The sequence below is a fragment of the Serratia sp. Ae19-1 genome, assembly GCF_059801225.1.
Map to the genome: position 1 here is coordinate 888,363 of NZ_JBCHWD010000002.1, position 25,663 is coordinate 914,025.

22 protein-coding genes are annotated in these 25,663 nt (G+C 60.8%); 8 read left to right on the forward strand and 14 right to left on the reverse strand.

What is annotated here, in order from left to right:
• Positions 1-57: 57 nt before the first annotated feature.
• The 4 genes from AAIE04_RS09465 to malT form a co-directional block, all read right to left on the reverse strand.
• The gene (locus AAIE04_RS09465; protein ID WP_004930797.1) at positions 58-816 is read right to left on the reverse strand and encodes a DeoR/GlpR family transcriptional regulator; all 759 of its coding nucleotides are present in this window, start codon (positions 814-816) and stop codon (positions 58-60) included.
• A 51-nt stretch (positions 817-867) separates the two neighbouring features.
• The gene (glpG, locus tag AAIE04_RS09470) at positions 868-1,704 is read right to left on the reverse strand and encodes a rhomboid family intramembrane serine protease GlpG (RefSeq protein ID WP_019455181.1); all 837 of its coding nucleotides are present in this window, start codon (positions 1,702-1,704) and stop codon (positions 868-870) included.
• A gap of 171 nt (positions 1,705-1,875) precedes the next feature.
• A complete protein-coding gene (gene glpE, locus AAIE04_RS09475; protein WP_019455180.1) occupies positions 1,876-2,202 on the reverse strand; it encodes a thiosulfate sulfurtransferase GlpE in 327 nt (108 codons plus the stop codon).
• 82 nt (positions 2,203-2,284) lie between these two features.
• Positions 2,285-4,999, reverse strand: coding sequence for an HTH-type transcriptional regulator MalT (gene malT, locus AAIE04_RS09480; RefSeq protein WP_498576842.1), 2,715 nt, complete (start codon positions 4,997-4,999; stop codon positions 2,285-2,287).
• A gap of 460 nt (positions 5,000-5,459) precedes the next feature.
• On the opposite strand from malT, the gene malP reads away from it, so the two are divergent.
• The gene (gene malP / locus AAIE04_RS09485; RefSeq protein ID WP_211129488.1) at positions 5,460-7,865 is read left to right on the forward strand and encodes a maltodextrin phosphorylase; all 2,406 of its coding nucleotides are present in this window, start codon (positions 5,460-5,462) and stop codon (positions 7,863-7,865) included.
• Between the two features lie 9 nt (positions 7,866-7,874).
• Positions 7,875-9,965 (forward strand): 4-alpha-glucanotransferase, encoded by a 2,091-nt coding sequence (malQ, locus tag AAIE04_RS09490; protein ID WP_498576843.1) that lies wholly within the window; start codon positions 7,875-7,877, stop codon positions 9,963-9,965.
• Positions 9,966-10,034: 69 nt separating this feature from the next.
• Here malQ and nfuA read toward each other — a convergent pair whose 3' ends face one another.
• A complete protein-coding gene (gene nfuA, locus AAIE04_RS09495) occupies positions 10,035-10,610 on the reverse strand; it encodes a Fe-S biogenesis protein NfuA (protein WP_004930777.1) in 576 nt (191 codons plus the stop codon).
• A 58-nt stretch (positions 10,611-10,668) separates the two neighbouring features.
• Positions 10,669-11,352: a DNA utilization protein GntX gene (gene gntX, locus AAIE04_RS09500; RefSeq protein ID WP_498576844.1), complete on the reverse strand. Its 684-nt coding sequence runs from the start codon at positions 11,350-11,352 to the stop codon at positions 10,669-10,671.
• 40 nt (positions 11,353-11,392) lie between these two features.
• On the opposite strand from gntX, the gene bioH reads away from it, so the two are divergent.
• On the forward strand, positions 11,393-12,163 hold the full coding sequence (bioH, locus tag AAIE04_RS09505) for a pimeloyl-ACP methyl ester esterase BioH (RefSeq protein WP_019455165.1): 771 nt from the start codon (positions 11,393-11,395) through the stop codon (positions 12,161-12,163).
• 270 nt (positions 12,164-12,433) lie between these two features.
• The gene (locus AAIE04_RS09510) at positions 12,434-12,718 is read left to right on the forward strand and encodes a YdgH/BhsA/McbA-like domain containing protein (protein ID WP_019455164.1); all 285 of its coding nucleotides are present in this window, start codon (positions 12,434-12,436) and stop codon (positions 12,716-12,718) included.
• Positions 12,719-12,761: 43 nt separating this feature from the next.
• Here AAIE04_RS09510 and AAIE04_RS09515 read toward each other — a convergent pair whose 3' ends face one another.
• From AAIE04_RS09515 to greB, 5 genes are all read right to left on the reverse strand, one after another.
• Positions 12,762-13,001: a FeoC-like transcriptional regulator gene (locus AAIE04_RS09515; RefSeq protein WP_063918391.1), complete on the reverse strand. Its 240-nt coding sequence runs from the start codon at positions 12,999-13,001 to the stop codon at positions 12,762-12,764.
• Positions 13,001-15,316 (reverse strand): Fe(2+) transporter permease subunit FeoB, encoded by a 2,316-nt coding sequence (gene feoB, locus AAIE04_RS09520; RefSeq protein WP_019455162.1) that lies wholly within the window; start codon positions 15,314-15,316, stop codon positions 13,001-13,003. The genes AAIE04_RS09515 and feoB overlap by 1 nt, the downstream gene beginning before the upstream one ends.
• A 72-nt stretch (positions 15,317-15,388) precedes the next feature.
• Positions 15,389-15,613 carry a ferrous iron transporter A gene (gene feoA, locus AAIE04_RS09525; protein ID WP_025159900.1) on the reverse strand — a complete coding sequence of 75 codons (225 nt, stop codon included), beginning with the start codon at positions 15,611-15,613 and terminating at the stop codon, positions 15,389-15,391.
• Positions 15,614-16,219: 606 nt separating this feature from the next.
• Positions 16,220-18,553 carry a Tex family protein gene (locus tag AAIE04_RS09530; RefSeq protein WP_019455160.1) on the reverse strand — a complete coding sequence of 778 codons (2,334 nt, stop codon included), beginning with the start codon at positions 18,551-18,553 and terminating at the stop codon, positions 16,220-16,222.
• Between the two features lie 157 nt (positions 18,554-18,710).
• The gene (gene greB, locus AAIE04_RS09535) at positions 18,711-19,184 is read right to left on the reverse strand and encodes a transcription elongation factor GreB (RefSeq protein ID WP_019455159.1); all 474 of its coding nucleotides are present in this window, start codon (positions 19,182-19,184) and stop codon (positions 18,711-18,713) included.
• A 230-nt stretch (positions 19,185-19,414) separates the two neighbouring features.
• Here greB and cbpA point away from each other — a divergent pair, with 230 nt between their 5' ends.
• The 4 genes from cbpA to envZ all read left to right on the forward strand — a co-directional run bounded on the left by cbpA (position 19,415) and on the right by envZ (position 23,029).
• Positions 19,415-20,374, forward strand: a complete 960-nt coding sequence (cbpA, locus tag AAIE04_RS09540) for a curved DNA-binding protein (protein ID WP_019455158.1) — start codon at positions 19,415-19,417, stop codon at positions 20,372-20,374.
• A gap of 5 nt (positions 20,375-20,379) precedes the next feature.
• Complete coding sequence (locus AAIE04_RS09545) at positions 20,380-20,685, forward strand: chaperone modulator CbpM (RefSeq protein ID WP_019455157.1); 306 nt, start codon at positions 20,380-20,382, stop codon at positions 20,683-20,685.
• Between the two features lie 257 nt (positions 20,686-20,942).
• Positions 20,943-21,662, forward strand: coding sequence for an osmolarity response regulator transcription factor OmpR (ompR, locus tag AAIE04_RS09550; protein ID WP_004709363.1), 720 nt, complete (start codon positions 20,943-20,945; stop codon positions 21,660-21,662).
• Complete coding sequence (gene envZ / locus AAIE04_RS09555; RefSeq protein WP_025159901.1) at positions 21,659-23,029, forward strand: two-component system sensor histidine kinase EnvZ; 1,371 nt, start codon at positions 21,659-21,661, stop codon at positions 23,027-23,029. The genes ompR and envZ overlap by 4 nt, the downstream gene beginning before the upstream one ends.
• Before the next feature lie 34 nt (positions 23,030-23,063).
• Here the strand turns inward: envZ and AAIE04_RS09560 are convergent, their stop codons facing one another.
• The 3 genes from AAIE04_RS09560 to pckA all read right to left on the reverse strand — a co-directional run bounded on the left by AAIE04_RS09560 (position 23,064) and on the right by pckA (position 25,549).
• On the reverse strand, positions 23,064-23,543 hold the full coding sequence (locus AAIE04_RS09560; RefSeq protein ID WP_019455155.1) for a type II toxin-antitoxin system VapC family toxin: 480 nt from the start codon (positions 23,541-23,543) through the stop codon (positions 23,064-23,066).
• A complete protein-coding gene (locus tag AAIE04_RS09565; RefSeq protein WP_004930730.1) occupies positions 23,540-23,803 on the reverse strand; it encodes a FitA-like ribbon-helix-helix domain-containing protein in 264 nt (87 codons plus the stop codon). The genes AAIE04_RS09560 and AAIE04_RS09565 overlap by 4 nt, the downstream gene beginning before the upstream one ends.
• A 126-nt stretch (positions 23,804-23,929) precedes the next feature.
• Positions 23,930-25,549, reverse strand: coding sequence for a phosphoenolpyruvate carboxykinase (ATP) (pckA, locus tag AAIE04_RS09570; RefSeq protein WP_025159902.1), 1,620 nt, complete (start codon positions 25,547-25,549; stop codon positions 23,930-23,932).
• Between the last annotated feature and the right edge of the window lie 114 nt (positions 25,550-25,663).

Sequence of the window (25,663 nt, forward strand, 5' to 3'; positions counted from 1 at the left end):
AGGCGAGTTGAGGGGCGTGAAACGGGGCGGCGGTGCGCCCCGCAGGTTAAGACCGGATCAGCACAGCTCCAGCTGCACGTCGTATTGCTCGATGATTTTCATCACGCTCGGCGGCGGTAACTGATCGGTAAACAGGTAGTCGATCAGGTTCATGTTGCCCAGGTTGACCATGGCGTTGCGGCCGAATTTGGAGTGGTCGGTCACCAGCATCACACAGCGGGAATTTTCGATAATCGCGCGTTTGGTGCGCACTTCGTGATAGTCGAATTCGAGCAGCGAGCCGTCCATATCGATACCGCTGATGCCGAGAATGCCGTAATCGAGGCGGAATTGGGAGATGAAGTCCAGGGTGGCTTCGCCCATGATGCCGCCGTCGCGGGTGCGCACTTCACCGCCGGCCAGGATCAGGCGGAAGTCTTCCTTGGCGGTCAGCAGGGTGGCGACGTTGAGGTTGTTGGTGACCACGCGCAGGTTCTTATGGTTCATCAGCGCATGGGCCACCGCCTCCGGCGTGGTGCCGATATCGATGAACAGCGTGGCGCCATCCGGGATTTGGCTGGCGACGCGCTGCGCGATGCGGGCTTTCTCTTCCGACCACATCACCTTGCGATCGTTATAGGCAGCGTTGACCGAGCTGGAAGGCAGCGCCGCGCCGCCGTGGTGACGCTGGATCTTGTTCTGGTCGGCCAGGTCATTCAAATCGCGGCGAATCGTTTGCGGGCTGACGTCAAAATGTTCGACCAGCTCTTCCGTGCTGACGTAACCCTGCAGGCGCACCAGCTCGATAATTGCGTCATGACGCTGTGTTTGCTTCACGATAATCCCCTAAAACGCCCGCTATGCCCGCTGGGGCATAGTTCCCGGCTGTTATTGTTCGTTGTGTGCGCGATGACGCGTATCCCAAAATGCCATCAATAACCCTAACACTAAACCGGCTACGTGTGCCGCGTTGGCGATCGACATTCCTAACATATCGAAATATCCGGCCACCAGCCACAGCACCGAGAACGCCATCAGGCCGCGCGGCAGCATCAGGCCGCGCTCCGGCGCCCGTTCGCCCGAGAGCCAGACATAGCCCATCAGCGCATAGACCACGCCCGACAGCCCGCCGAATAGCGCGCCGCTGAACAGCGATTGCGCCCAGCCGCTGAAGAAGGCCGACACCACCGCCAGCACGAACAGCTTGCCGGCGCCGAGGCGTTTTTCCATCTGGCCGCCGAGATACCACCACCACATCAGGTTAAACAGAATATGCAGCAGGGAGAAATGCAGGAATGCATGGCTGATCCAGCGCCACAGCTGTAAATACTGGCTGCTGTCTTGCGGCCAGGAAAGCCAGTACATCACGGTGTCGTCGCCCAGCACCTGCATCAGGATATAGACCGCGATGCACAGCACCATCACGCCGAGCGTCAGCGGCCCGGCCTTGCTGCGCAGGGTGTGCAGGTAGGATTCGCTCTGATAATGCAGGCCGGCGTCGGTATGGCCGGTCTGCCAGCTGGCAGCCTGATAACGGCGGTTGAGCGGATCGGCCAGAAACTGCTGCAGCTCGTGTTGCACCTGCTCGAGGTGGCCGTCGTCGGCCAACCAGATTTCCGCCGCTTCGCCGCTGTTGCGCAGCTCAAGCCGGATGCCCTGGGTCGCCATATAGTCGACAAAGGCCAGCGCCAGGCGCGGGTTGGATATGGCGATTACTCTAACCATTGCTCTTCCGTCGTAAGTGAATGATTTTGGCCGCGGCTTGCGCGCCGGCGACCCTGACGGCCGATTATAACGTCGAAATCCTGAGCGCTGGCAAACGGATCTGCGAAAAACCCGCGAAAACGCTCACAAAAACGCAGGGGAAGCCCGCCGATGCACGGCGGGCGGAGGGAATCAGGCGGAGGTTTCCACGTCTTGCGGATACTGACGGGCCCAGGCCTCGAAGCCGCCATCGATGCTGTAGACCGCGTCGAACCCCTGGTGCAGCAGGTATTGCGCCGCGCTGCGGCTGCTGTTGCCGTGGTAGCACATCACCATCACCGGCCGCTCGAAGTCGTTTTGCTGCATGAAAGCCGACAGGGTGGCGTTGGTGAGGTGAAAGGCGCCCGGCGTATGCCCGGCTTCAAAACTTTGCGGATCGCGGATGTCGACTAGGGCGGCGCTGCCCTCTTTCCAGCGGGCGTAGGCCTGCTCAACGTTGATCGCTTCGAACTGTTCCATACTGCTGACTGCCTCGTTATTGGGGGACGCCGCTATTGTAACCAACTCTGCGGCGTTTAAGACCAGATGGATATCAGGGTTTTTAAGCACCGTACCCCATCATCTTCAACAGCTGCCGCGCCTGCTGCACCGCTTCCTGGCGATGGGCCACGCCCAGTTTCTGGTACAGATTGCGGATGTGCGTCTTGATGGTGGTGGCCGCCACGTCCAACTCGCCGGCGATCTGATCGTTGCTGTAACCGGAATAGATCAGCCCCAGCACCTGCCATTCGCGTTGGGTCAGCGGGCTGGTGCGGATAAGTTCCGGCACCTGCGGATGGGTCAGCAGTTTATCGACGAAGTTCTCGTCAAAATGCGCGAACTTGTGCCGATGATGCTGGTTGATGTCGCGCAGGATGCGCTGGGCGCGATGCTGCTCCAGCTCCGGCAGCGTGTTGAGCTGGATCAGCTGACGCAGTTGCTGCGCCATCGCTTCGCCCTCGATGACGAAGTGGCTGATAAAGCCGGTGCGGTTGGCCAGCGACAGCGCTTCGATCAACGCCTGCTGCGCTTCGCCTTTGCGCTCTTGCAGCCAGTAAAGCTGGTTGCTGAGCAGCAGGTTGCGGTTGAGATCGCTCACCAGTCGCAAGCGGCGAGCGTTTTCGTTCAGTTCATCCAGCACCACCCCTGCCTCTTCATACTGGCCGAGCAGGATCTGCACCCGCGCGATGTTGCGCCATTGGCCCTGCGTGAAGTGGTTGTCCGCCATGCCGGGTTTTTCGGTGTGGCGCAGCCACTGGGCGGCGGCGGCGGTGTCGCCGGTCATCTGCCAGTGGATCACCCGCGATTTGTCGGTATTGGTCAGCCAGTCGCGATGGTAGTGGGCGCCGTGCAGCAAGGTTTCGCAGCGCTGCAGGTGGGTGTTGGCGTTGTCCAGATCGCCGCGCGCCAGCGAGCATTTGGCTAACATGGCGATGCACTGCAGCTGCTGTTGCGGCTGGTAGTTCGCCAGGATTTTCAGCCCGCTGCGCGCCGCGTCTTCCGCCTCGTCCAACCGCGACCACGACCACAGGATCTGCGCGCGGATGCGCAGCAGGAACTCGTGCATCGGCAGCTGTTCCAGGTGCTGCTCGCGGATCAGTTCGAACGCCTTGTCCTGGGTTTCGTAAGCGGCCTGCAGAAAGCCTTGGGCGATAAGAATTTCGCTCTGCTGCAGCAGCGCCCAGAGCGCGTAATGGTTCGCCTGATGGCGTCGCGCCATCTGCTCGGTCTGCTGCATCATCGGCAGCGCGCGCGCCAGTTCGCCCTTGCAGTGGTGCACTTCGCCGGTCACCGAGGTGGCGACGATGCGGCTGTAATAGCTCGACAGCGGCAGGAATTTCAACGCTTCGGTCGCCAGCCGTTCGGCTTCTTCCGGTTTGCCGGCGTTGATCGCCACCTGGGCGCGCAAGGCGTCGAACTCGGCGTGCAGCGTTTGGTCTATCTCGATTTTCTGTTCGCGCATGGTGCGCTCGGCGCGCTCCAGCAGGGTGTTGACCTCGCTGTAGCGGTGCTGGCTCTGCGCCAGCCAGGCCTGCAGCAGCGCCAGCTTGGGGTTTTGAATCAGGCGCTCATAAGGCAGCGCGTTGAGGCACTCCTCCAGCAAGGCCAGTTCGCTGTGGTGGAACAGCGACCAGGCGTGTTGCAGCAGGATATCGCGCAGCATGCTGACGTCGCTGGCCGCCAGCGCGTGGTGAATGGCCTCCGCCGGATACCCCAGCGCCAGCCAGCCTTCGGCGGCGGCGCGGTGCAAGCCCGGTAGCTCCAGCGCCAGTTCCCACTGGCAGCGCTGGCGCAGGAAAGAGGCGAACAGCGGGTGGAAGTTGAACCACTCGCCGGTGTCGTCCATGCGGTGGATAAACAGCCCCTGGCGCTCCAGCTCCTCCAACCGTTGCTGGCCGTTGTCTTCGCCGGTCAGCCGCACGATCAGCGCATCGTTCATCGAGCGCAGCACCGAACAGCGCAGCAGGAAGGCGCGCGCATCGGCATCGACGTGGTCCAGCACTTCATCCACCAGGTAGTCGGACAGATGGCTGGCGTTCAGCCCCGCCAGCCGCTTGGCCGACAGTTGGGCCGACGAGGCGGATTGGCGGGCCGACAGCGCGATCAGCTGCAGCGCGGTGGCCCAGCCTTCGACTTCATCGCACAGACGGCTGCTGTCCCGCTGTTCCATCGGCGCCGCCAGGCGGCAATCGAAGAACTGTTTGGCTTCCTGGTGGGTGAACGCCAACTGTTGCGTCCCCATTTCCAGCAGTTGATCGCGCACCCGCAGATTGGCGATACCGAGCGGCGGCAGGGTGCGCGAGAGCAGGATCAGCGTCAGGTTCTCCGGCTGATGGCGCAGGAAAAAGCGCATGGCTTCGTGGATGGCGTCGTTGGTGATCAGGTGGTAGTCGTCAATGACCAGATACAGCGGCTGGTGCCAGTCGGCCAGTTCGATAAACAGCTGGGCGAACAGCGCCGACAGGCTGGCGTACTGGTGTTTCTGGCTCAGCGCCTCGCTCTTGACGCAGCGGCCGCCGCTGGCCTGCTGCAGCGCGGCGATCAGGTAGCTGGCGAAGCGCTCCGGCTGGTTGTCGCTCTCATCCAGGGAATACCAGCCCAGATCGGCTTTGCCGGCCGCCCATTGGGCGATCAGCGTGGTTTTCCCGTATCCCGCCGGGCAATTGACCAGTGTCAGGCGATAGTTGCCCGCGCTGGCCAGTTTGGCCAGCAGGCGATCGCGGATCACGGTATTTTGCAGCCGTACCGGGCGGCTCAGTTTTGATGGGATCAGCATAGTATTCCAGGGTATAAATCGCGGTTCCCGCCGGGATTGGAGTGGCGCTAATTATTTTATGGTTCGTAATTAATAGCTCCCCCTAACTTCTGCCAACCCTAAACGTATTGCAACAAGCTTCCGCATCGGCTTGGAGTTAAGTTGCTGCCGATCACACTTTTTTACGTTTGGCGCCGGCGCGCGGCGATGCGATGGCGGATCGCATTTCCGGCCATGGACAAAACTTCAGCAGCGCGAATACTTGTGCTAACGTCATGGTTAACGTTCTCAGTGCTCGCCGCACGCGTTGGCGGGCTTTTTTGCATCGTTGCAAGGGAGTCAAAAAGTGCCTGAGATCACAATTCCAGCTACGCCCCAATCCTCCTCCCCAGCTAATCCCCAGGCGGGATGATGCCGTCAGGCTTTCTCACCGGCACGATAGCGGCAATTTGACCCACTTACTGGATAGAGAGTTTTCCTTATGTCACAGCCTACGCTCAAGAAGGATGCTTTTCTGGCGGCGCTTGCCCGCCAGTGGCAACGGTTCGGCCTCAGTTCCGCACAACAGATGACGCAACATCAATGGTGGGAAGCCGTCAGCGCGGCGCTGGCCGAGCAGTTGGCCGCACAGCCGGCGCCGCGTAAAAGCGCCAAGCCGCTGCGCCACGTGAACTACATCTCGATGGAGTTTCTGATCGGCCGATTGACGGCGAACAACCTGATCAACCTGGGCTGGTACGACACCGTCGAGCAGGCGCTGGCGGAGCAGAACATCAAGCTGGCGGACCTGCTGGAACAGGAAACCGATCCGGCGCTGGGCAACGGCGGGCTGGGGCGCTTGGCGGCCTGTTTCCTCGATTCGATGGCGACGGTGGAACAACCGGCCACCGGCTATGGGCTGAATTATCAGTATGGGCTGTTCCGCCAGTCGTTCCGCGATGGGCAGCAGCAAGAGGCGCCGGATAACTGGCAGCGCGAGAGCTATCCGTGGTTCCGCCACAACGCCGCGCTGGCGGTGGACGTGGGCATCGGCGGCAAGCTGGAAAAGCAGGCCGACGGCCGCGAACTGTGGCGTCCGGCCTTCACCCTGCGCGGCGAAGCCTGGGATCTGCCGGTTCTGGGGTATCGCAACGGCGTGGCGCAGCCGCTGCGCCTGTGGCAGGCGACTCATCAGCATCCGTTCAACCTGAGCGATTTCAACGACGGCAAGTTCCTGCAGGCTGAGAAGCAGGGCGTAGAAGCCGACAAGCTGACCAAGGTGCTCTACCCGAACGACAACCATCAGGCCGGCAAACGCCTGCGCCTGATGCAGCAGTATTTCCAGTGCGCCTGCTCGGTGGCGGATATTTTACGCAAGCACCATCAGGCCGGCCGCAAGATTGAAGAACTGCCGAAGTATGAAGTGATCCAGCTGAACGACACCCACCCGACTATCGCCATTCCGGAAATGCTGCGCATTCTGCTGGACGAGCACCAGCTGGAGTGGGAGGCGGCCTGGGCAATCACCAGCAACACCTTTGCCTATACCAACCACACCCTGATGCCGGAAGCGTTGGAGTGCTGGGATGAGAAATTGGTGCGCAGCCTGCTGCCGCGCCATTTCTCCATCATCAAACAGATCAACGTCAGGTTCAAAAAGCGGGTGGATAAGCACTGGCCGGGCGACGAGGCGGTGTGGGCCAAGCTGGCGGTGCACCATAACAAGCAGGTGCGCATGGCCAACCTGTGCGTGGTCAGCGGCTTTGCGGTCAACGGCGTGGCGCAGCTGCATTCGGATCTGGTGGTGAAAGATCTGTTCCCGGAATACCACCAGCTGTGGCCGAATAAATTCCATAACGTCACCAACGGCATCACGCCGCGCCGCTGGCTGAAACAGTGCAACCCGGCGCTGTCGGGCTTGATCGACGAGACGTTGAAGGTGGAGTGGGCGAACGATCTCGACGCGCTGCGCGGGCTGGAGAAATTCGCCGACGACGCGGCGTTCCGCCAGCGTTATCAGCAGATCAAACGCGACAACAAGGTGGCGCTGGCCCATTACGTGCACGACGTGATGGGGCTGACGCTCGACCCGGATGCGATCTTCGATGTGCAGATTAAGCGTTTGCACGAGTACAAACGCCAGCACCTGAACCTGCTGCACATCCTGTCGCTGTATCGCCAGCTGCGCGACAACCCGAATCTGGACATCGTGCCGCGCGTCTTCCTGTTCGGCGCCAAGGCGGCGCCGGGCTACTACCTGGCGAAGAACATTATCTACGCCATTAACCAGGCGGCCGAGAAGATCAATCACGATCCGCTGGTGAAAGATCGCCTGAAAGTGGCGTTTATTCCCGACTACCGCGTGTCGGTAGCCGAACTGATGATCCCGGCGGCGGATATCTCCGAGCAGATCTCCACCGCCGGTAAAGAGGCCTCCGGCACCGGCAACATGAAGCTGGCGCTGAACGGCGCGCTGACGGTGGGGACGCTGGACGGCGCCAACGTCGAAATCGCCGAGCAGGTGGGCGAAGACAATATCTTCATCTTCGGCAATACCGTGGAGCAGGTGAAGGCGATATTGGCGAAGGGCTACGATCCGCTCAGCTACCGCAAGAAAGACAAGCACCTGAAGGCGATTCTGGACGAACTGGCGAGCGGCGCGTTCAGCCACGGCGACAAGCACGCGTTCGACATGATGCTGCACAGTCTGCTGGAAGGCGGCGATCCCTATCTGGTGCTGGCGGATTTCGCCTCGTACTGCCAGGCGCAGAGCCGGGTCGATGAACTGTACCGCGATCGGGATGAATGGACGCGGCGGACTATCCTTAACACCGCGCGCGTCGGCATGTTCAGCTCGGATCGCTCGATTCGCGATTACCAGCAGCGCATCTGGCAAGCCAAACGTTAAGGAGAGCGAATGGATCGCAAGCGTATCGATCAGGCGGCAGCGCAGGCGGGGATCGCTGCCGATTTCATCAATGCCCACGGCAAGCGGCAGGCGATTGAACCGGAGACCAAGCGCAAGCTGTTGGCGGCCATGAACTGGGGCACTGCCGAACGGGAAAGCGCGCCGCCGCCGTTACCGGCGGTCAAGGTATTTTATCAGGGCGCGCCGTTGGCGCTGACGCCGGCGGGCGAAGGCGAATATCTGTGGGTGCTGCAGCGTGAAGACGGCGAATGCCTGCAAGGGCGCGTCGGCGCGCGCAAGACCCTGACGCTGCCCGGCGATCTGCCGGCGGGTTACCACCAGTTGACGTTGAGCCAGGGCGCCCGGCAGTGGTCATGCCGGGTGATCGTCGCGCCGAGGCGCTGCTTTGAGCCGGACGCCTTGCTGACCGGCAAAAAACTGTGGGGCGCCTGCGTTCAGCTGTATACGCTGCGTTCCGATCGCAACTGGGGCATCGGCGATTTCGGCGATCTGCGCCTGATGGTAGAAGAGGTGGGCGAGCGCGGCGGCGCTTTTGTCGGTCTCAATCCGATCCATGCGCTGTACCCGGCTAACCCGGAGAGCGCCAGCCCCTACAGCCCCTCGTCGCGCCGCTGGCTGAATCTGGCGTACATCGATGTCAATGCCGTGGAGGATTTCCAACGCAGCGAAGCGGCGCAGCGCTGGTGGCAGAAGCCGGCGACGCAGAAACAGCTGGCCAAGGCGCGCGCCACGGAGTGGGTGGATTATACCGCCGTGATGCAGCTGAAACTGGCGGCGTTGAAGCTGGCGTTCCCGCTGTTTCAGGCGCGCAAGCCGAACGACGCGCAGCGTCAGGCGTTCGAGCTGTTCGTGACGGACGGCGGCGACAGCCTGTATCAGCAGGCGGCGTTCGACGCGCTGCATGCCCATTTGGCGGCGGAGGACGTCAGTCAGTGGGGGTGGCCGGCCTGGCCCGAGCGTTATCGGCAGGGGGATGGCGAAGCGGTGCGGCAGTTCTGCGCCGAACATCAGGAGGTGGTCCGTTTTTACCTGTGGCTGCAGTGGCTGGCGGCCACGCAGTTCGCGCAGTGTTTTGAGCAGAGTCAGCAGCAGCAGATGCCGATCGGCCTGTATCGCGATCTGGCGGTCGGCGTGGCGGAAGGCGGAGCGGAAACCTGGTGCGACCGCGAGCTGTACTGCCTGAAAGCGTCGGTCGGTGCGCCGCCGGATATTCTGGGGCCGCTGGGGCAAAATTGGGGCCTGCCGCCGATGGATCCGCACGTGATGGCGGCGCGCGGCTATCAGCCGTTTATCGATCTGCTGCGTGCCAACATGACCAGCTGCGGCGCGCTGCGTATCGATCACGTGATGGCGCTGCTGCGGTTGTGGTGGATCCCTTATGGCGAAACTGCCGATCGCGGCGCCTACGTCAAATACCCGGTGGACGATCTGCTGGCGGTGCTGGCGCTGGAAAGTCAGCGTCATCGCTGCATGGTGATCGGCGAGGATCTTGGCACGGTGCCGGTGGAGATCGTCGGCAAGCTGCGCGACAGCGGCGTCTACTCTTACAAAGTGCTCTATTTCGAAAGCGACGGCGAGCACCATTTCCGCGCACCGCAGGCCTATCCGGTGCAGGCGATGGCGACCATCACCACCCACGATTTGCCGACGCTGCGCGGCTATTGGCAAAGCGACGATCTGACGCTCGGCAACCGGCTGGGGCTTTATCCGGACGCGGCAATACTGCGGGAGCTGTTCGCCGACCGGGAACGCGCCAAGCAGGGGTTGCTGGATGGGTTGCATCACTACGGCTGCGTGCCGCAGAAGGTGGGCAAAAGGGCGGCGCTGCTCGGCATGAGCCCGCTGCTCAATCGCGGCCTGCAACGTTATGTCGCCGACAGCGCCAGCGCCTTGCTCGGCCTGCAGCCGGAAGACTGGCTGGACATGGCCGATCCGGTCAACATTCCCGGCACCAGCGATCAATACCCTAACTGGCGGCGCAAGTTGACCCAGACGCTGGAGGAGATGTTCGCCGATCCGCGGATAAACCGGCTGCTGAAGGATTTGGATAAACGGCGCCGCAAGGTGTCGGTGGGCTGAAAACGACAATGCCGGAACGGGTTCCCCCTTCCGGCATTGTGTTATCTACCGTGGCGCGAGCGCCGGGTATCAGTAGTAAGAGTGCTCACCGCGCTGGTGCTCGGTGAGATCACGCACGCCTTTCAGTTCCGGGAACTTCTGCAGGAGCTCTTTCTCGATGCCTTCTTTCAACGTGACGTCCACCATCGAACAGCCGTTGCAACCGCCGCCGAACTGCAGGATGGCCATGTTGTCGTCGGTGATCTCCATCAGCGTTACGCGGCCGCCGTGGCCCGCCAGCTGCGGGTTGATCTGCGATTGCAGCACGTATTCCACGCGCTCCATCAGCGGTGCGTCGTCATCGACCTTGCGCATCTTGGCATTCGGCGCTTTCAGCGTCAGCTGAGAACCCAGCTGGTCGGTCACGAAGTCGATTTCGGCGTCTTCCAGATACGGCGCGCTCAGCTCATCGACATAGGCGGACAGCTTGTCGAACTTCAGTTCGGTATCCGTCGCTTCTACCGCGTCCGGCGGGCAATAAGAGACACCGCATTCGGCCGTCGGCGTGCCCGGGTTGATCACGAATACGCGGATTTGGGTGCCTTCTTCTTGATTTGCCAGCAGTTTGGCAAAGTGTTCCTGTGCAGCATCTGTTATACGGATCATAGCATTAGCTCAATAGTTGACTTCTATAGTCGGTTATAATACGCCCATTGCCGTGGCACTACAACGTGCGGCAAACGCACCATATCTGCACCGAGGCGGCGCCTTGCCGCCGCAGCAGCGCCGCGATCGCCGAGACGGTGCTGCCGGTGGTCACCACGTCATCCACCAGGGCGATATGCCGGCCGGCGACCGGCACGGTACAGGCGAACGCGCGCTGCAGATTGCGCCTGCGGGCCGAGGCGCTCAGCCGCTGTTGCAGGGCGGTTTTGCGTACCCGGCGCAAGGCGGTGGGCCGATAGGCACAGCCCAGCCAGCGCGCCAGCCGCCGGGCCAACAGATCGCTCTGGTTATAACCCCGGCGCCAGCAGCGCGTTGCATGCAAAGGTACCGCTAAAATCAGGTCGGGTCTGTTCAGATACTGCTCTGCGCGCGCCTGCCGCCACCGCAGCAGCATCAGGCGCGCCAACGCCGGCGCCAATTCGGGCGCACGGTGAAATTTGAACCTTTTTACCAGCAGGCTGAGCGGCGTCACGTAGTCGCCGACGAACACCAGCCGCTGCCAGGGCGGCGGCCGTTGCAGGCAGCGGCCGCAGGGCGTTTGCGTATCACCGGCGAGCAGCCCGCAGCACGGGCAACACGGCGGCCTGGCCGGCAGATGGCGCAAACAGCAGCTGCAGATGCCATGACGCATCAGGCTTAATGGCTGCCGGCATAGCCAACAGCGGCCGCGGGTTGATAGCATAGCGTCTCCGAGACGAATAGGCATGAAAGGACAATAACCAATGACAGCGCTGTACTGGCAAACGATAGGTGAAGGCGAACGCGATCTTGTGCTGCTGCACGGTTGGGGATTGAACGCTGAAGTGTGGAGTTGCATTCAGGCGCGACTGACGCCGCATTTTCGCCTGCATCTGGTCGACCTGCCGGGATACGGTCGCAGCCAAGGATTCGGCGCTCTGTCGCTGGAGCAGATGACGGAGATTGTGCTGGCGGCCGCCCCGCCGCAGGCCTGGTGGCTCGGCTGGTCGCTCGGTGGGCTGGTGGCCAGCCAGGCGGCGTTGATGCAGCCGCAGCGGGTCAATGGGCTTATCACCGTGGCTTCCTCGCCATGCTTTGCCGCTCGCGATGAGTGGCCGGGGATCCGCCCGGACGTGCTGAGCGGTTTCCAGCACCAGCTGAGCCTGGATTTTCAACGCACCGTCGAGCGTTTTCTGGCGCTGCAGACGCTGGGCACCGAAAGCGCGCGTCAGGATGCGCGCCAGCTGAAAGCGGTGGTGCTCAACCAGCCGACGCCGAGCGTCGAGGTGCTGAACGGTGGGCTGGAGATCCTGCGCACCGCCGATCTGCGTGCGCCTCTGGCGGCGCTGGATCTGCCGCTGCTGCGGATCTATGGCTATCTGGACGGGCTGGTGCCACGCAAGGTCGCCGAGCTGCTCGATACCGCCTGGCCGAACTCCACGTCGCAGATGGTGGCTAAGGCCGCTCATGCGCCGTTTATCTCTCATCCCGACGAATTTGTGACGACGATCGAAGCGTTTATTGCAGCACATTGAATGCGGCGGCAAAACGCACAATAAGGTGCGAAAAAAAACACCGCCGGGTGGATAAAAGACAAAGCTGTTCGATACTTAGTGAGTCAATGCGTTGGCTGCAAAATGAAAAGACCGTACGTGGCGCTTTTCATTTTGGCGTTTCGTCTCTGGGAAACAGGCACCGTCAGGGAAAGCAACGGAGCCTGAGGATGTCGCGGCAGCCTGATGTACTACGCATGGATTCTTGACGGCTTTCATAACAGATAAATTATCCATTGAGAGGTTAGTGTCATGAAATCATTGAAGATGATTATTGCAGCGGCAGTGCTGGGTTCGGTGTCTTTTGGCTCCATGGCGGCAACCCTGCTGACCAAGGAAGATCTGGATAAAAACCCGGGTAAATACGAGAAGATCGGCACCGTGACCACCACGGCGCAGACCACGTCGCCGATGGATGCCAAGGAAGAGCTGTCCAAACTGGCGGACGAAAAGGGCGGGCAATATTACGTGGTCCTGGCGGGTCGCGAACACGGTAAATTCAGCGCCATCGCCGAAGTTTACAAAGACAAGAAATAAGCCTTCAACGGCAAAGGGGCGCCCGCCGTGGCGCCCCCGATCTTCAGGCCTTCAGCCGGTAGATAACCGTGCCGCACCCCTGGCCCTGCGGGCAGCTTTTGCAGCTGCCGCTCAGACAGGCGCCCTCATCCTGTTCGATACGCTCCACTTTCCCCATCGCCGCCAAACGGTCCAGCATCGCCTGCACCAGCGGCAGCGGCGTCGCCAGCGATTGGCTGAGCTGCTGCGCCTGGGCGCTGCCGAGCAGCGCCAGCGCATCGCGCACCTGCAGCAGCCCGGCCATCAGTGGCAATTCCCTTTGGCACCCTGGCAGCAGGCCGCCGGCGTGGCGTTGCCCAGGCGCACCGTGACGCGACTGCGTGCCCGGCGCAGGCCGAACAGCACCAGCAGATTCACCGCCACCACGGCCAGGATCGCCGTCAGGCTGTACTGCGGGTGTTGGTTGAAGGTCGCCGCCTGATAGAACAGCGTTGCCAGCGAATAGGCGACGTTCAGCCCCCACAGGATGGAGAATGTCATCCAACCGCGGCTCGATTCACGGGCAATGGCGCCCATCACCGAGACGCAAGGCACATATAGCAGCACGAAGATCAGGTAGCTGTAGGCGGAGATGCCCGAGCCGAATTTGCTGCTCATCACCCCCATCGAGCCGACGCCCATCTCGCCGTCGCCCTTGCTGGCTTCGATCGGGTTGGAGAGCACGCTCAGGCTGAAGGTGTTTTTCAGGCCGTCCCAGGTTTCCTGCAGCGCGCCGCCCAGCTCATCGAGCAGATTGAAGTTGGCGGCGTCGAACGCTTCTTTGTTGATATGCTCGGCGGTATACAGCGTATTCAGCGTGCCGACCACCACTTCTTTTGCCATCGCGCCGGTCACCAGCCCGACGGTGGCCTGCCAGTTGTCGCTGTGGACGCCCATCGGTTGCAGCAGCGGCGTCAGCACCTTGGAGACCGAGGCCAGCGCGGAGTCGTTGATGTTATCGACCGTCTTGCCGCTGAACGAGAAGCTGTTCAGGCCGCCGATAAATATGCTGGCCACCACGATCACCTTACCGGCGCGCAGCACGAAACCTTTCAACCGCTGCCAGGTTTGCAGCAGCAGGCTTTTCAGGTGCGGCACGTGATAGACCGGCAGCTCCATCACGAACGGCGAGGCTTCGCCGCGCATGATGGTGTATTTCAGCACCAGGCCGGTGAGAATCGCCACCGCGATGCCGAGCAGGTACAGCGAGAACACTACCCCGGCGCCGTCCTGGCCGAAGAAGGCGGCGGCGAAGACCGCGAAGATAGCCAGACGCGCGCCACAGGACATGAACGGCGCCATCATGATGGTGATCAGCCGCTCTCGCTGGGCGTCCAGCGTGCGGGCGCCCATGATGGACGGCACGTTGCAGCCGAAGCCGACGATCAGCGGCACGAAGGATTTGCCCGGCAGCCCGAGCGCCTGCATCAGGCGGTCCATCACGAACGCCGCGCGTGCCATATAGCCGGAATCCTCCAGGAACGACAGGAACAGGTACATCATGCCGATCTGCGGCACCAGCGGCAGCACGGTGTTGATGCCGCCGCCGACGCCCTGCGCCAGGAAGACGGTCAGCCAGTCGGGGAAGTGCAGGGTATAACCCAGCCACTGAATGCCCTGGATGAAGATCGCCGCCGAGCCGATATCGAAGATCGGCTGCAGCGCGCCGCCGATGTTGATCGCCAGCAGGAACATCAGGTACATCACCAGCAGGAAGATCGGCACGCCCAGCCAGCGGTTGAGGATCACTTTATCCAGCAGCTCGGTCAAGCGGTTGGGCATCGCCTGCTGCGAGTTGCTGACCGCGTCGCACAGGGTGGCGATAGACTGGTAGCGCGCGTCGGCGATCACCAGTGCCGGGTCTTCTTGCTGCTGCTGTTGCAATGCCTGGGTAGCCGCAGGCAGCAACGCGACGGCGGGGCCGGCCAGCCGGTGGCTGTAAATGTCGCCTTCCAGCATCTGCAGCGCCAGCCAGCGGCGCTGCGCCGCCGGCAGCGTTTGCGGCATGGCGTCGCTCAGCGTGGCGACCTCTTTCAGCAACAGCGGCGGGTAGTTCACCAGCGCCTGCTGCTCGTTGATGTGATGATTGTCGATCATCTGCTTCAGCACGCCGATGCCGTCGGCGCGGGTGGAGACCATCGGCACCACCGGGCAGCCGAGGCGTGCCGACAGCGCGGCGACGTCGATATCGATATGCTGGCTTTTGGCGATGTCGAGCATGTTCAGCGCCACGATGCAGGGAATGCCCAGCTCCAGCAGCTGCAGCGTCAGATAGAGATTGCGCTCCAGGTTGGAGGCGTCGACCACGTTGATCAGCAGATCGGCGTCGCCGCTCAAAATGTAGTGGCAGGCGATCTGCTCATCGAGCGAGGTCTGTTCCGAGATGGTGGTGAGGGAGTAGGTGCCGGGCAGATCGACCAGCCGCACGTCGGACTGCGGGGTAGTGAAATGGCCTTCTTTGCGTTCGACCGTCACGCCCGCCCAGTTGCCGACCCGTTGGCGCGCGCCGGTCAGCTGGTTGAACAGCGTGGTTTTGCCGGAGTTCGGGTTACCGATTAAACCGATGGTGAGTTTTTTCATAGTTCAGCGTGTCGTCTTCAAGGAGAACAGCGCCGGCGCAAAGGCGCGTCGGCAAACGGAGGGCGCGCCGGCTCAGGACTGACCGTCGAGTTGCAGCAGCGCCAGATCCTTCCTGCGCAGCACCAGGCTGACGCGGCGAGTTTTAATTTCTATCGGATCGCCCAGCGGTGCGACGCGCACCACTTCGAATGAAGAGCCGGGCAGCATGCCGAGCGATAACAGTTTCTGGCGATAGGCCGGCGCAATTTCACTGGAAAAGCCGGCGATTTTATACGTGTGTTTAGGTTGAAGCTGCATGTGATTAACCTTCCGGGTGCCGATGAACATCGGGCTGATAATAATTGGACGTTGCCGGCGAAAATGCCACGCCGTCGGCGCTATTCATCCATAAGGTCATGCAATAAATTGAGCGCAAATAATAGTAATTATCATTATCGCGTTCAATACAAAAAGTAAGGGTATTGTAACCAATTATTATGGCGGCGGCAGTTTTTGGTTGTGTCGCTTTGATAAGCCCCGTTTTACCACTGCTTTTACTCGGCGACAAATGAGAATGGTGAGTTAAATCAGTTGCGTATTTGTAGCCGAGTTTTCTCGTTTGCAAATATTGATGGCGTTTTTCCCTTATTTATTTCTGATGAAAGGCAATTCAATAACATTATTCCGCCGTAATACGAGCGGTAACCATTTGTGTTTCGCTCACAATTCGCAAAATGAAAAATGCGTGTTAACGACGTTGTTAATAAACGGCTACAGAAGGGATTTTTGCCGCTTTAACAATGGGAGGGCGGTCACGCAGCAACGGGAAATAAAAAGATGAAGGTTTATTGAGTCGGGTCAAAAAATGCCGCAAGTTTTCTTTCTCGGCAAGGGCGGAGCAGGCTCCGCCCTGACGGTTCTGGCTTAGCGTTTCTTACCGAACGCCGCGGCCAGCGCGTCGCCCATGGCGCTGTTGCCGGCCGGCGCCGCGTTGCGCGGTTTGGCCTTGTTGCCGCCCGCCGAACGATTGGCGTTGTCGCGCGTTTGCGCCGGCGCATTGCCGCCGCGGCGCGGCGAACCTTCGCCCGGTTGCTCATCCAGCCGCATGCTCAGCGCGATGCGTTTGCGTTGCAGATCGACTTCCATCACCTTCACTTTGACGATGTCGCCGGCCTTCACCACGGTATGCGGATCTTCAACGAACTTGTCCGCCAGCGAGGAGATGTGCACCAGGCCGTCCTGATGCACGCCGATATCCACGAAGGCGCCGAAGTTGGTAACGTTGGTGACCGATCCTTCGAGGATCATGCCCACCTGCAGATCGTTGAGGGTTTCCACGCCTTCGGCAAAGGTCGCGGTTTTGAACTCCGGACGCGGATCGCGGCCCGGTTTCTCCAGCTCTTTGAGGATGTCGGTAACCGTCGGCACGCCGAACTTGTCGTCGGTGAAATCGACCGCTTTGAGACTGCGCACCGCCGAAGCGTTGCCCATCAGGTCCTGCAGCGCCTGCTCGGTAGCGGCCAGAATGCGTTGCACCACCGGGTAGGCTTCCGGGTGAACGGTCGAAGCGTCCAGCGGATTGTCGCCGTGGTTGATGCGCAGGAAGCCGGCGCACTGTTCGAAGGCCTTCGGCCCCAGACGGCTGACCTTCAGCAGCTGTTCACGGTTGCTGAAGCGGCCGTTCTCGTCGCGCCAGTTGACGATGTTCTGCGCCATCATGCGCGTCAGGCCGGCCACGCGGGTCAGCAACGGCACCGACGCAGTGTTCAGGTCGACGCCGACGGCGTTCACGCAGTCTTCCACCACCGAGTCCAGCTTCTTCGCCAGCTGGCTCTGGCTGACGTCATGCTGATACTGGCCGACGCCGATGGATTTCGGGTCGATCTTCACCAGCTCCGCCAGCGGATCCTGCAGGCGACGGGCAATGGACACCGCGCCACGCAGCGACACGTCGAGATCCGGGAATTCCTGCGCCGCCAGTTCGGACGCGGAATACACCGACGCACCCGCTTCGCTGACGATCACTTTCTGCGCCCGGACGTCGCTGAACTGCTTTTGCAGGTCGAGATAGAAACGCTCGGTTTCACGCGAAGCGGTGCCGTTGCCGATCGCCACCAGTTCCACGTGGTGTTTGATGCACAGCGCCGCGACGATGGTGGCGGCTTTGGCCGCTTGCCCGGTGTGCGGGTAGACGGTGTCGGTGGCCACCAGCTTGCCGGTCGCGTCGACCACGGCAACTTTCACCCCGGTGCGCAGGCCAGGATCGAGGCCCATGGTGGCGCGCATGCCGGCCGGCGCGGCCATCAACAGATCATGCATGTTGCGGGCGAAAACGTTGATCGCTTCGTCTTCCGCGCGTTCGCGCACCGTGCCCATCAGCTCGGTTTCCAGGTGCAGCAGCACCTTGATGCGCCAGGTCCAGTTGACCACCGCCTTGCGCCAGGCGTCGGCCGGGGCGTTGTTCAGACGCAGGTTGAGGTGGTTGATGATGATCAGCTCCGCCTGGCTTTCGCGCGGCGCTTCCTCAAACTGCGGATCGGCGTTCAGCGCCAGCTGCAGCACGCCTTCGTTGCGGCCGCGGAACATCGCCAGCGCGCGGTGCGAAGGCACCTGAGAAATCGGTTCGTGGTGATCGAAGTAGTCGCGGAACTTGGCGCCTTCTTCTTCCTTGCCTTCGACCACTTTGGACACCAGATGGGCGTTTTTCCACAGGTAGTCGCGCACCTTGGCCAGCAGCGCGGCGTCTTCGGCGAAGCGCTCCATCAGGATATAGCGCGCGCCGTCGAGGGCGGCTTTGACGTCCGCTACGCCCTTGTCGGCGTCGACGTAGCGTTCGGCCAGCTGCTCCGGCTGCTGCTGGGGATCTTGCCACAGCGTGTCCGCCAGCGGTTCCAGACCGGCTTCGATGGCGATCTGGCCGCGGGTGCGGCGCTTCGGTTTGTACGGCAGGTAGAGGTCTTCGAGTTCGGTCTTGCTCAGCGTGGCGTTGATCGCCCCCGCCAGTTGTTCGGTCAGTTTGCCCTGTTCATCGATCGACTTCAGGATAGTCTGGCGACGATCTTCCAGTTCACGCAGATAACCCAGGCGGGTCTCCAGCTGGCGCAGTTGGGTGTCGTCCAGGCCCCCGGTGACTTCCTTACGATAGCGTGCAATAAAGGGCACGGTATTACCTTCATCCAGCAGACGGATGGCGGAGTCGACTTGCTCCGGCCGGGCCTGCAGTTCTGTTGCAATAATGCGGCTCAGTGGGTCATTCATAGGTCTGGTATCTGTATTGAGAACGGTGAATAAACAGGGGACAGTTATACGGATTGATCGGGGAAAATGCCAGCGGAGCGGGCCGCCGCCGCGCGGCCGCGGCGTAGAGAACTGCGCAGGCGGCGGCGTTGGCGGCGGTTCGGAAAAAGCTGAAAGCTTACTTCGGGTAGTCTATCTCGTTAACGTACCACTGCGCTTCGCCCAGCGGGGTATTGACGGTGGCGATGTCCCCGACCTCTTTTTTCAGCAGGGCGCGCGCCATCGGCGCGTCGATGGAGATGTAATCCTTGCGGCCGAAAATCTCGTCGTAACCGACGATGCGAAAGCGTTTGATCTCGCCGTCGTCGTTCTCCACCTCTACCCAGGCGCCGAAGAACACCTTGCCTTCCTGCTGCGGGGAGTAATCGACGATCTTCAACTGCTCCAGGCATTTGGTCAGATAGCGGACGCGGCGGTCTATTTCGCGCAGCCGCTTCTTGTTGTATTGGTAGTCGGCGTTTTCGCTTCTGTCGCCCAGGCTGGCGGCCCAGGTCACTTTCTTGGTCACCTCGGGGCGTTCTTCGCGCCAGAGGTAATCCAGCTCTTGTTTGAGCTTGTCATACCCTTCACGGGTTATCAGTTGAGTTCTCATCGTGATTTATCTTTATGGGGCCACCGCCACAGTGTACGTGAATGCGGAAGGCTTTAAAAATGGCGCGCGGGCCTGCGCCTTGTCGCACGGTTTTTATTCAGTTTGCGCAGCTTTTAACAATCGGGAGTATGCTTAGCGATAGCGGAAAAGGAATGTGACGAAAGGAGGATATCTGGCGAGAGAGACAAGGAATTTTGGCGCACAACCCAACACATTGAAGGTATTACCGCATGGAATTTAAAGATTACTACGCAACGATGGGCGTCGAGCCCAACGCCGATCTGAAAACCATCAAAACGGCCTACCGCCGGCTGGCGCGTAAATATCACCCTGACGTGAGCACCGAAGAAGACGCCGAGAGCAAGTTCAAGGAGCTGGCCGAAGCCTATGAGGTACTGAAGGACGAAGAGCGCCGCGCCGAGTACGATCAGATCCGGCTGCACCGCAACGATCCGAACTTTGGCCGCCAGGCGCGCGGCGACCACGGTGGCTATCAGCAGAGCGCTTCATGGCACGGCGGCGGCGACGCACAAGACTTCTCCGATTTCTTCGAGAGCATGTTCGGCGGCCGGACGGCGGGCAGCCACCGTTCCTCTGCGCATTCGCACGGCGGGCACGGCTTCCGCGGCCAGGATCTGGAGATGGAAGTGCCGCTGTTTCTCGAGGAAACGCTGCATGGCCAAAGCCGCGAGATTTCCTACAAGCTGCCGGTGTACGACGAGCTGGGGCGGCAGGTGAGCGAAGCCAGCAAAACGCTGAACGTGAAAATCCCGGCGGGCGTCGGCGACGGCGAACGCATTCGCCTCAAGGGGCAGGGTGTCGCCGGTGTGGGCGGCGGCCAGAACGGCGATCTGTATCTGGTCATCCGCCTCGCGCCGCATCCGCTGTTTGAGATCGACGGCCACAACCTGAGCATCGTGGCGCCGCTCGCACCGTGGGAAGCGGCGCTCGGCGCCAGCATCGAGGTGCCGACGCTGACCGGCAAGATCGCGCTGACCGTGCCGGCCGGCAGCCAGAGCGGCAAACGGCTGCGGGTCAAAGGCAAAGGGCTGGCGGGCAAGAAAGAGCCCGGCGATCTGTACGTCATTCTCAAGGTGGTGATGCCGCCGAAACCCAACGAGAAAGCCAGCGCCCTGTGGCGAGAACTGGCCGAGCAGGCGCCGTTCAACCCACGCGCGGAATGGGAGTAAAGCACATGATGAAGAAAGAGATCACCTTCACCGTGGTGGAATTGTGCCAACGGGTGGAAATTTCAGAGGATGAGCTGGTCGAGATCGTCGGCCTGGGCGTGATCGTGCCGCTGGAGCCGGCGCAGCCGAGCTGGGTGTTCGATTATCCGGCGCTGAGCCATCTGCAGCGTGCGCGCAGGCTGCGGGCCGAACTGGATCTGGACTGGCCGGGGATCGCCATGGCGCTGACGCTGCTCGACCGGGTTGATGCGCTGCAGCAAGAAAACCGTCAGCTGCGTAGGCAGCTGGCGCGTTTCCTGCAGACTTCCTGACCCGATATCAAAACGCCACCGTGCGGTTCGCCGGTGGCGAAATTGCGTAAAATTGGGCCGCTGCCCCACATTGCGCCGATAAAGGGCAAAATTTTGACGAACCCCCGTCGACATTCGATGAAAATTGTTGATAAATGGGGAAAAGAATAAGCTTTGTAACAATTTCGTCTAGAATACATACCATTAAACGCTGTCTCAAATGGCAAGGTTTTCTAACAATATTCGAGTCAGGCAATAAAGCCTTTGGGAGTAATACCATGCAAGAGAATCATAAGATCCTGGTTGTCGATGATGACATGCGCCTGCGCGCGCTTTTAGAACGTTATTTAACCGAGCAGGGCTTCCAGGTTCGCAGCGTCGCCAACGCTGAGCAAATGGATCGCTTGCTGACCCGTGAATCCTTCCATCTGATGGTGCTCGATCTGATGTTGCCGGGCGAAGACGGTCTGTCCATTTGCCGCCGCCTGCGCAGCCAGAGCAACCCGATGCCGATCATTATGGTCACCGCCAAAGGCGAAGAGGTCGATCGCATCGTGGGGCTGGAAATCGGCGCCGACGACTACATTCCTAAACCGTTCAACCCGCGTGAGCTGTTGGCTCGCATCCGCGCGGTGCTGCGCCGTCAGGCTAACGAACTGCCGGGCGCGCCTTCGCAGGAAGAGGCGGTGATCGCGTTCGGCAAATTCAAACTGAACCTCGGCACCCGCGAGATGTTCCGCGAAGACGAGCCGATGCCGTTGACCAGCGGCGAGTTCGCGGTCCTGAAGGCGCTGGTCAGCCACCCGCGTGAACCGCTGTCGCGCGATAAGCTGATGAACCTGGCGCGTGGCCGTGAATACAGCGCCATGGAACGTTCCATCGACGTGCAGATCTCTCGTCTGCGCCGCATGGTTGAAGAAGATCCGGCGCATCCGCGTTATATCCAGACCGTTTGGGGTCTCGGCTACGTGTTCGTTCCGGACGGCAGCAAGGCATGAGGCGATTGCGCTTTTCACCGCGTAGCTCGTTTGCCCGAACCCTGTTGTTGATCGTCACCTTGCTGTTCGTCAGCCTGGTGACGACCTATCTGGTGGTGCTGAACTTCGCCATCCTGCCCAGCCTGCAGCAGTTCAACAAGGTGTTGGCTTACGAAGTGCGTATGCTGATGACCGATCGGCTGCAGCTGGAGGATGGCACGTTGCTGGAAGTGCCGCCGGCGTTCCGTCGTGAGATCTACCGCGAGCTGGGCATCTCTCTCTACACCAATTCGGCGGCGGAAGAGAGCGGCCTGCGCTGGGCGCAGCACTACCAGTTCCTCAGCCAGCAGATGGCGCAGCAGCTTGGCGGGCCGACCGATGTGCGAGTGGAGGTGAACAAGAACTCCCCGGTGGTGTGGCTGAAAACCTGGTTGCAGCCCGATATCTGGGTACGCGTGCCGCTGACGGAAATCCATCAGGGCGATTTCTCTCCGCTGTTCCGCTATACGCTGGCGATCATGCTGTTGGCGATCGGCGGCGCCTGGCTGTTTATCCGTATTCAAAACCGCCCGCTGGTGGAGCTGGAACATGCGGCGCTGCAGGTGGGCAAGGGCATTATTCCGCCGCCGCTGCGCGAGTATGGCGCTTCCGAAGTGCGCTCGGTGACTCGTGCGTTCAATCAGATGGCGTCGGGCGTCAAGCAGCTGGCGGACGATCGCACCTTGCTGATGGCCGGGGTCAGCCACGACCTGCGCACGCCGTTGACGCGCATCCGGCTGGCGACGGAGATGATGAGCGCCGAAGACGGCTATCTGGCCGAGTCGATCAATAAAGACATCGAAGAGTGCAACGCCATCATCGAACAGTTCATCGATTATCTGCGCACCGGGCAGGAAATGCCGACCGAAAGCAGCGATCTGAACGCCATTTTGGGCGAGGTGGTCGCGGCGGAAAGCGGTTATGAGCGGGTGATTGAAACCGCGCTGTCGCCGGGCGAGCTGATGATGAACGTACACCCGCTGTCGATTAAGCGGGCGGCGGTGAATATGGTGGTGAATGCGGCGCGTTACGGCAACGGCTGGATCAAAGTCAGCAGCGGCCGCGAGCTGCAGCGCGGCTGGTTCCAGGTCGAGGATGACGGCCCGGGTATCAAGCCGGAAGAGTTGAAGCACCTGTTGCAGCCGTTCGTACGCGGCGACAGCGCGCGCAGTACCAGCGGCACCGGTCTGGGGCTGGCGATCGTGCAGCGTATTATCGATGCGCACGACGGGGCGCTGGATATCGGCACCAGCGAACGCGGCGGGTTGTTGATCCGCGCGTATATCCCGCTGCCGATGGAGAAAAAAGAGTCGGCCAACGGCCATCAAACGGCCAGGGAAAACGCCTGACCCTCCTGGCGCGGGCTGCCTCGCTGCGGCCCCGTCAGGACTTCCTGCTCATCACGTAATATTCCGCCGCATCCTCATGCAACCGACGGCCGGTCGGCGCCTGCCACGGATCGATGAGCTCGATGCCGCAGTGGAGGAAGGCTTTGGTATTGCGGGTGGCCAGGACGGCACCGTAATGCAGGCAGGTGGCGGCGATTTGGGTATCCGGCATGCTCATCGCTTTACCCAGAAGCCGATTCCTTGCCGTCAATTCCGCGTATTGCATCGCGCACAGCCCATCAAACGGCAATATCTGCCCCTCGAACTTCAATTCAATCGCGTCCGCCAATTTGAGCTTGAGATCCCGCTGGCGCTTGCCATCAGGCATGCAGGCGACGCCGCTGAACAGTTCGGCCAGGACAATGGCGCTCAGATAGAGCTTGTCATTGTCCTTTTCATTTAACCAGTTAATGACGTTGTAGTACGGACTGGGGCGCAGCGTTTCTGAAATGACGTTGGTGTCGAGAATAATCATGCGTTGTCATCTTCATCGTCAAAGGTGACGATGCGCGGTGGCACGGCGTCACGCGGTGGGATCTCCAGCTCGACGCCACCGAACTCTGCGAAGTGCTGATGCATCCAGGTACCCAATCCATAGCGTGGCGGCTTTTTCACCAGCGCCTGCTTCAGGATCATGCGCGCTTCCTCTTCCATGGAATGGCCGTTTTTCGCCGCTGAAATACGCAGCAGTTCTTTGATTTCGTCGTCCAGATTTCTGACGGTGATAGTAGCCATTGAAACCTCCTTTGCTATCAATGATTGCATTGACTTATTTTCTCGTCTCGCTGGTTAAAAAGCAATCACGAAAAATGAAAAAAGGCGCGGGATCCGCGCCTTAGCTGAAGAGGTAATGCTACCGAATTACAGCTTCGGGCCGGCGCTGACCAGCGCGGCGCCTGCAGGCGTATCGGTGTATTTGTCGAAGTTGGTGATGAAACGCTCGGCCAGATCCTGCGCTTTTTCCTGCCACTGCTCGAGGCTGGCGTAGGTATTGCGCGGATCGAGGATCTCCGGATTCACGCCAGGCAGCGCGGTCGGCATCGCCAGATCGAAGATCGGCAGGGTTACGGTTTCCGCCTTGTCGATCTCACCGCTCAGGATGGCGTCGATGATGCCACGCGTGTCTTTGATTGAGATGCGCTTGCCGGTGCCGTTCCAGCCGGTGTTGACCAGGTAAGCCTGGGCGCCGGCGGCCTGCATGCGTTTCACCAGCACTTCGGCGTACTGCGTCGGGTGCAGCGACAGGAACGCGGCGCCGAAGCAGGCGGAGAAGGTTGGCGTCGGCTCGGTCACGCCGCGCTCGGTGCCGGCCAGCTTGGCGGTGAAGCCGGACAGGAAGTGGTACTGCGTCTGGTTGGCGGTCAGGCGCGATACCGGCGGCAGCACGCCGAAGGCGTCGGCGGTCAGGAAGATCACCTTGGTGGCGTGACCTGCCTTGGACACCGGTTTGACGATGTTCTGGATATGGTAGATCGGGTAAGAAACGCGGGTGTTCTCGGTTTTCGAACCATCGTTGAAGTCGATGGTGCCATCGGCCAGCACGGTGACGTTTTCCAGCAGCGCGTCGCGCTTGATGGCGTGATAGATATCCGGCTCGGCTTCTTCAGACAGTTTGATGGTCTTGGCGTAGCAGCCGCCTTCGAAGTTGAACACGCCATCGTCGTCCCAGCCGTGTTCGTCATCGCCGATCAGCTGGCGTTTAGGATCGGTGGAGAGGGTGGTCTTGCCGGTACCGGACAGGCCGAAGAACACCGCTACGTCGCCTTTCTCGCCCACGTTGGCCGAGCAGTGCATCGAGGCGATGCCTTTCAGCGGCAGCAGGTAGTTCATCATCGAGAACATGCCTTTCTTCATTTCGCCGCCGTACCAGGTGCCGCCGATCAGCTGCATGCGCTCGGTCAGGTTGAAGGCGACGAAGTTCTCCGAGTTCAGGCCTTGCTGCTGCCAGTTCGGGTTGGTGCATTTGGCGCCGTTCATCACCACGAAGTCCGGTTCGAAGTCAGCCAGCTCTTCGTCGCTTGGGCGGATGAACATGTTTTTCACGAAGTGCGCCTGCCAGGCCACCTCGGTGATGAAGCGCACTTTCAGGCGCGAGTCGGCGTTGGCGCCGCAGAAGGTATCCACCACGAACAGGCGCTTGCCGGACAGTTGCTCAGTGACCAGGTGTTTCAGATCGGCCCACACTTCCGGGCTGAGGGGTTTGTTGTCGTTTTTGCCTTTGCCCTGATCGGCCCACCACACGGTATCGCGGGTGATGTCGTCGCGGACGATGTATTTGTCTTTCGGCGAACGACCGGTGAAGATGCCGGTATCGACGGAGACGGCACCCAGCTTGGTGACTACCCCACGCTCAAAACCTTCCAGAGATGGGTCTGTTTCTTCCTTAAACAGCAGTTCATAGCTCGGGTTGTGAACGATTTCGCTAACGTCGTGAATGCCGTAAGCGGCCAGATCCTGAGGGGTTATACCTTTAACGCGCATGTTACTACTCCTTGGTCACAGAATTTCTGGCGGCAATTGTAGGGATCTAACGGTGCGTAACAGCGATGGGTATCAAATATTTAACGTTTTAGGCGGTATTTCGTTACGATCTGA